Below are 9,906 nucleotides of genomic sequence, written 5' to 3'. Positions count from 1 at the left end.
GCAAGCGGGAGAGTCAGTGTGTCGCAGTTCGCACTCTGCACCTTCGCGGAGCATTAGTTCTCTTTCTCAATTGACAATCATTATCATTCAACATAATTTGTCGCTCGATGTGTAGGACGGCCCCGGTCTTCTTGTCGTCCCACTAACCTTTTGGCAGCAGGGTGATTTCCATGACGGAACAAGTCTCCACAAGCAGGTGCGATTCGCCGCTACTTCAGGCATTCGTCGACAATCGACTGATTCTGGTCAAGATTGCAGCCCGCATCACCGGCTGCCGATCACGTGCTGAAGACGTGGTGCAGGACGCTTTTTTCCGGCTGCAATCGGCGCCGCAGATCACGTCTTCGTTCAAGGCTCAGCTCAGCTATCTGTTCCAGATCGTGCGCAACCTGGCGATCGATCACTACCGCAAGCAGGCACTGGAGCAGAAGTATTCCGGGCCTGAAGAGGAAGGTCTGAACGTGGTGATTCAGGGGGCTTCACCGGAAACGTCGCACATCAACTTTTCGACCCTGGAAAACATCGCCGACGCGCTCACCGAATTGCCAAGCCGCACCCGCTACGCCTTCGAGATGTACCGCCTGCACGGCGTGCCGCAGAAGGACATCGCCAAGGAACTGGGCGTCTCGCCGACCTTGGTGAACTTCATGATTCGCGATGCGCTGGTGCATTGCCGCAAGGTGTCGGGCACTCGGGCGGATACCGTGGCCCGCCGCTGAATCCATGTCGCCAGTTTAAAAAGATCGCAGCCTTCGGCAACTCCTACAGGGGTACGCAATCCCATGCAGGAGCTGCCGAAGGCTGCGATCTTTTCGGGCTCAATGCCCCATCAAACCAACCCACACCGATCAAAAAACCGCTCACGCCCCAGCGCCATCAACGCGGCACGCTTGTGCGGGAAGTCGAACTCTTTCTCGCAATAAAACCGCTGCCCCTGCATGTAACCGATCATCTTGGCGTTGTCGGCACGAGGCTCGGCGACCACTCGCTGGGTACGCGGATCATCGAGGAACAGGAAGTGCACCAGCGCCGATAACCAGCTCGCCACCTTGTGCGGGCCACGGTGGTTTTCTTCGCCGACCAGCATGTGAATGCCACGGTCGTAGTCACCGGCATCGTAGAACGGTGCGATGCGATCTTCCTTGGCCCAATAGGCTTCGAAATAGGCGAACGGCTGATCGTCGAAACAGCCGATCAGCGTCAGGGTGTGTGGATCGGCTTCGAGTTTGCTCAGGTACTCTCGGTGTTTTTCGAGACTGCCCTCCTCCTGCCAGAAACTCGCGACCCGCGCACTGTTCTGCCAACGATTGAAACGGGCCAGGTCGAGGTCGATGTCCACGGTGCGCAGGGAAATCCACATCCCGAGCCGTGCATCAAAACGCCGATAGACTTCGCCCCGCGGCTTCAACGGGCGTAGCGGATGACGCTTGCCGCCACTGATGACCATTTGCTGCGGGTAACCGCGCGTCAGCGACTGCCCCAGCCAGGGCTGCGGCAACTGCCAGAACAAGGTGCGCTCACAGCGATAGTGACCGGCAGTTTCCGTGGGAATCAGCAAACCGCTGAGCAGAGCCTCGGTCGGGGCTTCATCGAGTTGCCAGGCCAGGCGCTGGCAGTCCGGATGACGGGCGAACAACCAATAGCAGGCAGCCCACAAGGCCTGACTGTTCGGGCGACCGAAGCGCTCCTGCAGTTGCAGTTGTGGCTCGGGGTCGCGGGTCAGCCGCAACTCGACCAGCGGTTGAGCGTCAAGGCTGAGGCTCAGCCGGTTTTCGGTTTCATCGGCTACAAGACGACTGCCTGAGGGCAAGGCCAGGGCAGTCAGGTCATTCAGATTGGACATGGGTCGGGCTCACGTTAATCGTCGACAGTTCAACGATGTGACGTGAGCCGACGCCGGAAATTTAGGCGGCGTCGATCAAGGCGTGCCCGGAACCGGCACGATCGCAATCTTGTACGGGTCGAAAATCTTCAGCATCTGGCCGTTGTCCCGCAGCCCTTGCAGCAATTTGCCGAATGCCTCGCCCGTGATCGGCGCGGTCGGACGCAGGATGGCGTAATGGTGATAAACCTGATCGATGCGTTCGGACACCAGGAACTCTTTGCCGACATTCAGGTTGCGCAAAAAATAGTCGTTGAGGTAGGAGCGAGTAACCAGCGCGATGTCGGCACGACCGCGCAACACCATCAGCAGGTTGCTGTCATGGGAATAGGTCAGCGTGGCGCTGTAGTTTTTGGCCAGGTACTGGGGCTCGGCGTTGAAGTTAGCGAATTCGTAGTGGTAACCACTGAACAGCGCCAGGCGCTTGCCCGTCAGATCGGAAAAATAATCCTGCTGGCGAACCGGCCGGCCCTCGGGTTGGCGTTGCGCAACAAAAATCTCGGCATCTTCGAGCCCCATGTCGACATCGGTGTGGGGAATGTCTTTCCAGCCCCAGGCGGGGTTTTCGAAGATCGCCATGTCGATCCGGCCTTGCTTGAAGTCACCGAAGCGTCGAGGAATCGAGGTAGGGACCAATACGAATCGGTAGTCGCTTTGCAGGGCGTTGAGCGCTTCCGCCAGTTGCGGCAGCAAGCCCGTATCAGCGCCTTTTTCAGGGCGTACGGTATAAGGTGGAAAATGTGCGGCACCGATCCGCACCAGTTGTGCAGCCTGGGACGGCAGCACCCATAACGCCACGAGCGCTGTCAGCAAAAGCCGCGAAGCCGTCCGAATTGGCGAAGACATCAAGACAAGCCACTCCCCAAAATACTGCATCAATGCATTCAAGCTAGGCGGTTTCGCCCAGTTAGCCAGTTTCCAGCCGACCAACACAAACTAATTATTTTTCCTCAAGCACAAGGATCAACGCCTCATCGGCCAACTGATCGAGACTCATGCTGCCACCGGCGCGAAACCAGGTGGTAGTCCAGGACAGCGCCCCGGTCAAAAACCGTCGGGTGATGAACACATCGCCGCGAATGAAACCGGCACTCTTGGCCTCACCCAGCACCTGGAGCCAGATGTCTTCATAGATGTCCCGCAGCGCCAGGACTTTTTCCTGGCCATCCTCGGACAGCGAACGCCATTCGTAGACCAGCACCGCCATGGCCTCGCCGCTGCCGCCCATGATCGACTGCAACTCGCAACGGATCAGCGCCAGCACCCGCTCGCGCACGCTGCCGGCTTCGGCGATGGCTGCACGCATCAACGCGGTGTTGTAGCGGATGGTCTCTTCCATCACGGCGCGCAGGATCTCGTCCTTGCTTTTGAAGTGATGAAAAATGCTCCCCGACTGAATGCCCACGGCGCCGGCCAGGTCGCGCACGGTGGTGCGCTCATAGCCTTTATTGCGAAACAGGTGAGCCGCCACTTGCAGTAACTTGCCACGTGCACTGTCCGGATCGGTCAACTGGCCGCTGTCGACCAATTCGCGCATAACCCTCAGGGCTTTTTGCTCATCCACCCGTTCTCTCCTACAGTCGTGATCACCGCTAAAACAGCGGGGTTGCGCGGGCAATTTAAGCTGACGGATGCAACCAAGCAAGCGCTCGGGCAGAAGATATTTCTGTCGTTTACAAACCAAGCGCTTGCTTGGTAGTCTCGAGTCACTCTGTTGGAGGTGGTTATGGAATCGACTACGCCGAGAACCATTCGCATTGGCTGTGCCAGCGCCTTCTGGGGCGATACCTCGACGGCCGCCGCGCAGTTGGTGGAAGGTGGGCGTCTGGACTATCTGGTTTTCGATTATCTGGCCGAAATCACCCTGTCGATAATGGCCGGTGCCCGGATGAAAGATCCCCAGGCCGGCTACGCCAGCGATTTCATTGAAGTCCTCAGTCCGCTGCTCACTCAGCTCGCTGAGCAGAAAATCCGCGTCATCAGCAATGCCGGCGGGGTCAATCCACAGGCCTGCGCCGCCGCCCTGCAAGCGGCCTGCGACAAGGCCGGCGTTTCATTGAAGATCGCCGTGCTGCTGGGTGACGACCTGCAACCGCAATTCAAGCAGCTGAGCACGCGTGGCATCCATGAAATGTTCAGCGGTGCGCCGCTGCCACCGATGTGCGTCTCAACCAACGCCTACCTCGGCGCACCGGGCATCGTCGAAGCCCTGCGTCTGGGGGCGGACATCGTGATCACCGGGCGCGTGGTCGACAGCGCGGTGGTCAGCGCCGCGCTGGTGCATGAGTTCAACTGGTCGTGGCACGACTACGACAAACTGGCCCAGGCTGCGCTGGCCGGGCACATCATCGAATGCGGCGCGCAGTGCACCGGTGGCAACTTCACCGATTGGCGCGATGTGCCCGATTACGAACACATCGGTTTCCCCATCGTCGAAGTCAGCGCCGACAGCCAGTTCGTCGTCAGCAAACCCGAAGGCTCCGGTGGACTGGTCACGCCACTGACGGTGGGTGAGCAGATGCTCTACGAAATCGGCGATCCGCGGGCGTATCTGCTGCCGGATGTGGTCTGCGATTTCACTCAGGTCAAACTGCATCAGCAGGGCAAGAACGCAGTGCAGGTGCACGGCGCGAAAGGCCTGCCGCCAACCGACCAGTACAAGGTCAGCGCCACTTACCCTAACGGCTTCCGTTGCACCGCCAGTTGCCTGATCGCCGGCATCGATGCGGTGGACAAGGCGCGGCGAGTCAGCGCCGCGATCATCAACAAGACCTCGGAAATATTCACTCAGCGCGGCTGGGCGCCCTACAGTGACGTGAGCATCGAACTGCTCGGCAGCGAGGCCACTTACGGTCCCCACGGTCAGCGCTCCGACAGCCGCGAGGTGGTGATCAAACTCGCGGTGCGTCACCCGAACAAACAGGCGCTGATCGTGTTCTCCCGGGAAATCGCCCAGGCCGCCACCGGCATGGCGCCGGGGCTGACCGGGATTGTCGGTGGTCGCCCTACTGTTTATCCATTGATCAGACTGTTCTCGTTCCTGATCGACAAAAACGCCTGTTCGCTGGAAATTGATTTCATGGGGCAACTCCAGCCATGCGAATTGCCCGCCATTGACGTGCTGGACACCGCCGATTTGCCTGCGCCATTCGACCCACCCAAACCCGACGGCCCGGCCGATGCCAGTGTGCCGCTGGTCAAACTCGCAGTCGCGCGCTCGGGCGACAAAGGCAACCACAGCAACATCGGCGTCATGGCCCGCGATCCCGAGTACCTGCCGTGGATCGCCGAGGCGTTGACGCCGGAGGTGATCGTCGACTGGATGAACCATGTCCTCGACCCGGTGCACGGTCGCGTCGAGCGCTGGTATTTACCCGCCACTCATAGCCTGAATTTCCTGCTGGAAAACGCCCTGGGTGGCGGTGGCATCGCCAGCCTGCGCATCGACCCGCAAGGCAAGGCCTTCGCCCAGCAACTGCTGGAGATCCAGATTCCGGTGCCGCAGCGCATCGCCGACCAGGTCAAATAGAGGACAGTCACCATGGCCTACGATTCGATTTTCAGAACTGATCTGTTTGCCGGCCAGACCATCATCGTCACTGGTGGCGGCAGTGGCATCGGCCGCTGCACCGCTCACGAACTGGCAGCCCTCGGTGCCCATGTGATTCTGGTCGGGCGCAAGGCCGACAAGCTGAAAAGTGTCACCGCCGAGATTGTCGAAGACGGTGGCAAGGCTGACTGGAGCACCTGCGACATTCGCGAAGAAGAAGCGGTGACGCATCTGGTCAGCCAACTGATCAGCAAGCACGGGCCGATTCACGGTCTGGTCAACAATGCCGGCGGGCAGTACCCGTCGCCGCTGGCCTCGATCAATCAGAAAGGTTTCGAAACCGTGATGCGCACCAACCTGGTCGGCGGGTTCCTCATGGCCCGGGAAGTGTTCAATCAGTCGATGAGCAAACACGGCGGCGCCATCGTCAATATGCTCGCCGACATGTGGGGCGGCATGCCCGGCATGGGCCACTCAGGCGCGGCGCGCTCGGGCATGGACAACCTGACCAAAACCGCCGCATTCGAGTGGGGTCACGCCGGGGTGCGGGTCAACGCCGTGGCGCCGGGCTGGATCGCGTCCAGTGGCATGGACACCTATGAAGGTGCGTTCAAGGCCGTGATTCCGACCTTGCGCGAACACGTGCCGCTCAAACGCATTGGCACCGAATCGGAAGTCAGTGCGGCGATCGTTTTCCTGCTCAGCCCGGCGGCGGCTTTCATCAGCGGCAGCACCCTGCGCATCGACGGTGCCGCCAGCCTCGGCGGTCGTGCCTGGCCGATTCACAAGGCTACCAACAGTGAGTCGTATAACGGCTTTCACCGCGCCTACATTCCTGATGTCCTCAAGGATAAGGAATAACCCATGCCGGTGATTCAGTCGCAACTCGATCCCCACAGCGAGCAGTTCGCCCGGAACCGCGAGGCGATGCTCAGCGCCATCGAGCAGGTCCGCACGCTCGAACAAAACCTGCTGAACAAGGCCGCAGAAGCCAAACCAAAATTCGACAAGCGTGGACAATTGCTGCCCCGTGAGCGCCTCAATCTGCTGCTGGACCCCGGCGCCCCGTTTCTCGAACTGGCCAGCCTCGCGGGCTACAAACTGCACGACGACAAGGACGGCAGCTCGGCTGGCGGTGGCTTGATCGCCGGCATCGGTTACGTCTCCGGTGTGCGGGTGCTAGTGGTGGCGAACAACAGCGCGATCAAGGGCGGGACCATTTCCCCCAGCGGTTTGAAAAAGTCCCTGCGCCTGCAACAGATCGCCATGGAAAACAAACTCCCGGTGATCACCCTCGCCGAAAGCGGCGGCGCCAACCTCAACTACGCGGCAGAAATTTTCGTCGAAGGCGCGCGCAGCTTTGCCAACCAGGCGCGGATGTCGGCCATGGGGTTGCCGCAGATTACCGTGGTGCACGGTTCGGCCACGGCGGGCGGCGCCTATCAGCCGGGGTTGTCGGACTACGTGGTGGTGGTGCGTGGCAAGGCCAAACTGTTTCTCGCCGGGCCGCCGCTGCTGAAAGCCGCGACCGGTGAAGTCGCCACCGATGAAGAACTGGGCGGCGCCGAAATGCATGCGCAAATCGCCGGCACCGCCGAATACCTGGCGGAAAACGATGTCGATGGCGTGCGTCAGGTGCGCGAAATCGTCGGCATGTTGCCCTGGAACGAGCAACTGCAATGGCTGCCCGAACGCCACTGGGAGGAACCGCTCTACCCCGTCGACGAACTGTTGGGACTGATCCCGGATGACCCGAAAAAGCCTTACGACGTGCGCGAAATCATCGCCCGTATCGCCGACGGCTCGAACTTCCTTGAGTTCAAGGCCGAGTTCGACCAGCAGACCGTTTGCGGTCAATTGAAAATCCAGGGTCGCGCCTGCGGCTTCATCGGCAACAACGGCCCGATCACGCCCAAAGGCGCGAGCAAGGCTGCACAGTTCATTCAGCTCTGCGACCAGAGCCAGACTCCGTTGCTGTTTTTCCACAACACCACCGGCTTCATGGTCGGCACCGAATCAGAGCAACAGGGCGTGATCAAGCACGGCGCCAAGATGATCCAGGCGGTGGCCAATGCCCGTGTGCCGAAACTGACCATCGTCGTCGGCGGTTCCTATGGCGCCGGCAATTACGCGATGTGCGGCCGCGGCCTCGATCCGCGTTTCATCTTCGCCTGGCCCAACAGCCGCACCGCCGTGATGGGCGGTGCGCAGGCGGGCAAAGTGCTGCGCATCGTCACCGAGGCCAAACAGGCCAAGGACGGCCTGGTGCCTGACCCGAAAATGCTCGACATGCTGGAACAGGTCACCGCGCAGAAACTCGACAGCCAGTCCACGGCGCTCTACGGCAGCGCCAACCTGTGGGACGACGGCTTGATCGACCCGCGCGATACCCGGACCTTGCTCGGTTATTTGCTGGATATCTGTCACGAGGCCGAAGTGCGGCCGCTGCAAGCCAACAGTTTTGGTGTAGCCCGCTTCTAAGGGCGATCAGAGGAGAACAATAAAAATGATCTTCACCCAGGAACACGAAGCACTGCGCCGCACCGTCCGCCAATTCGTCGAACACGAGATCAACCCTCACGTCGAGGAATGGGAAAAGGCCGGGCGCTTTCCGATCCACGAGATCTTCCGCAAGGCCGGCGACCTCGGCCTGCTGGGCATTTCCAAACCGGAAAAATTCGGTGGCATGGGGTTGGACTACAGCTATTCGATTGTTGCCGCCGAAGAATTCGGCACCATTCATTGCGGCGGTATTCCGATGTCCATCGGCGTGCAGACCGACATGTGCACCCCGGCCCTCGCCCGTTTCGGTTCCGATGAATTGCGCGACGAGTTCCTGCGCCCGGCCATTAGCGGCGAGCAGGTCGGTTGCATCGGCGTCTCCGAAGTGGGTGCAGGGTCCGATGTGGCCGGGTTGAAAACCACGGCGCGCAAGGACGGCGACGACTACGTGATCAACGGCAGCAAGATGTGGATCACCAACTCGCCGAGCGCCGATTTCATCTGCCTGCTGGCCAACACCTCGGACGACAAGCCGCACATCAACAAGTCGCTGATCATGGTGCCGATGAACACGCCGGGGATCAGCCTCAGCTCGCACCTGGACAAGCTCGGCATGCGCAGTTCGGAAACCGCCCAGGTGTTTTTCGACAACGTGCGTGTGCCGCAGCGCAACCGCATCGGCCATGAAGGTGCGGGGTTCATGATGCAGATGCTGCAGTTCCAGGAGGAACGCCTGTTCGGCGCGGCGAACATGATCAAGGGCCTGGAATACTGCGTCGACAGCACCATCGAGTACTGCAAAGAGCGCAAGACGTTTGGCAGTGCGTTGATCGACAACCAGGTCATTCACTTCCGCCTGGCCGAACTGCAAACCGAGATCGAATGCCTGCGGGCGCTGGTCTATCAAGCCACCGAGCAATACGTCAAAGGCCAGGACGTCACGCGCCTGGCGTCCATGGCCAAACTCAAGGCCGGTCGGTTGGGCCGCGAAGTCAGCGACAGTTGCCTGCAATACTGGGGCGGCATGGGCTTCATGTGGGACAACCCGGTGGCCCGCGCCTACCGCGATGTGCGGCTGGTGTCGATTGGCGGCGGCGCCGATGAAATCATGCTGGGGATCATCTGCAAACTCATGGGCATCCTGCCGGGGAAAAAGAAATGAGCACCCTGCCGGTTTGCCAGACCGTGTTGTTGGAGCCGCACAACGGCGTGTTGCACATCACCCTCAATCGGCCGGAAAGCCGCAACGCCATGAGTTTGCAAATGGTCACCGAACTGCGCGCGGTGCTGGCGGCGGTGCACGATGACCGTGCCATTCGTGCGATCGTCATCGGTGGTGCCGGCGGACATTTCTGTGCCGGTGGCGACATTAAGGACATGGCCAATGCCCGCGCTCAGGGTTCGAGTGCGCACGGTGATTTGAACCGGGTTTTCGGTGCCCTGCTGCAAGAAGTGCAGCACGCACCGCAAGTGGTGATCACCGTGCTGCAAGGCGCAGTGCTTGGCGGTGGCTTTGGCCTGGCCTGTGTCAGCGATGTCGCCATGGCCGATCATTCAGCGCAATTCGGCCTGCCGGAAACCAGCCTCGGCCTGTTGCCGGCGCAGATCGCGCCGTTCGTAGTGCAGCGCATCGGCCTGACCCAGGCCCGACGCCTGGCGCTCACGGCGGCACGTTTCGATGGCACCCAGGCGCGGCGCATGGGGCTGGTGCATTTTGTCGAACATGACCCGCAGGCATTGGCCGAGCGTCTCGATGAAGTGCTGGCCCATGTGCTGTGTTGCGCGCCGGGGGCGAACGCGGCGACCAAGAAATTGTTGCTGGCCAGTGCTGCACAGCCGTCCGATGAATTGCTGAATCAAGCCGCCGAGTGGTTCAGTGAAGCGGTGACCGGGGCTGAGGGAGTCGAGGGCACCATGGCCTTCGTGCAAAAACGCAAACCGGGGTGGGCCTCTTGAAAACATCGCTGGCAAG

The 9,906-nt window shown here is 60.7% G+C and carries 9 protein-coding genes; 6 read left to right on the top strand and 3 right to left on the bottom strand.

Annotated features, from left to right (window positions below):
* The first annotated feature begins 170 nt into the window (after positions 1–170).
* Positions 171–719, top strand: a complete 549-nt coding sequence (locus ACW9JC_RS13705) for an RNA polymerase factor sigma-70 (protein WP_416130008.1) — start codon at positions 171–173, stop codon at positions 717–719.
* A gap of 110 nt (positions 720–829) precedes the next feature.
* Here ACW9JC_RS13705 and ACW9JC_RS13700 read toward each other — a convergent pair whose 3' ends face one another.
* The 3 genes from ACW9JC_RS13700 to ACW9JC_RS13690 all read right to left on the bottom strand — a co-directional run bounded on the left by ACW9JC_RS13700 (position 830) and on the right by ACW9JC_RS13690 (position 3,446).
* A complete protein-coding gene (locus tag ACW9JC_RS13700) occupies positions 830–1,843 on the bottom strand; it encodes a GNAT family N-acetyltransferase (protein ID WP_457455372.1) in 1,014 nt (337 codons plus the stop codon).
* Positions 1,844–1,918: 75 nt separating this feature from the next.
* Entirely contained in the window at positions 1,919–2,728 is an 810-nt protein-coding gene (locus tag ACW9JC_RS13695; RefSeq protein ID WP_457455370.1) for a substrate-binding periplasmic protein, read from the bottom strand.
* Positions 2,729–2,822: 94 nt separating this feature from the next.
* Positions 2,823–3,446, bottom strand: coding sequence for a TetR/AcrR family transcriptional regulator (locus ACW9JC_RS13690; RefSeq protein ID WP_338582181.1), 624 nt, complete (start codon positions 3,444–3,446; stop codon positions 2,823–2,825).
* A 162-nt stretch (positions 3,447–3,608) separates the two neighbouring features.
* Here ACW9JC_RS13690 and ACW9JC_RS13685 point away from each other — a divergent pair, with 162 nt between their 5' ends.
* Genes ACW9JC_RS13685 through ACW9JC_RS13665 form a run of 5 tightly spaced genes read left to right on the top strand, consistent with a single transcriptional unit; the run spans position 3,609 to position 9,890 of the window.
* The gene (locus ACW9JC_RS13685; protein WP_457455368.1) at positions 3,609–5,411 is read left to right on the top strand and encodes an acyclic terpene utilization AtuA family protein; all 1,803 of its coding nucleotides are present in this window, start codon (positions 3,609–3,611) and stop codon (positions 5,409–5,411) included.
* Between the two features lie 12 nt (positions 5,412–5,423).
* The gene (locus tag ACW9JC_RS13680) at positions 5,424–6,293 is read left to right on the top strand and encodes an SDR family oxidoreductase (RefSeq protein WP_338582183.1); all 870 of its coding nucleotides are present in this window, start codon (positions 5,424–5,426) and stop codon (positions 6,291–6,293) included.
* 3 nt (positions 6,294–6,296) lie between these two features.
* On the top strand, positions 6,297–7,913 hold the full coding sequence (gene atuC, locus ACW9JC_RS13675; protein WP_457455365.1) for a geranyl-CoA carboxylase subunit beta: 1,617 nt from the start codon (positions 6,297–6,299) through the stop codon (positions 7,911–7,913).
* 25 nt (positions 7,914–7,938) lie between these two features.
* On the top strand, positions 7,939–9,096 hold the full coding sequence (atuD, locus tag ACW9JC_RS13670) for a citronellyl-CoA dehydrogenase (RefSeq protein ID WP_338582185.1): 1,158 nt from the start codon (positions 7,939–7,941) through the stop codon (positions 9,094–9,096).
* Positions 9,093–9,890: an enoyl-CoA hydratase/isomerase family protein gene (locus ACW9JC_RS13665; protein ID WP_457455363.1), complete on the top strand. Its 798-nt coding sequence runs from the start codon at positions 9,093–9,095 to the stop codon at positions 9,888–9,890. Before atuD ends, ACW9JC_RS13665 begins: the two co-directional genes overlap by 4 nt.
* The last annotated feature ends 16 nt before the right edge of the window (positions 9,891–9,906 follow it).

This window comes from Pseudomonas sp. SDO5591_S426, from assembly GCF_054070755.1.
This window is presented reverse-complemented; position numbering and strand designations above follow the sequence as displayed.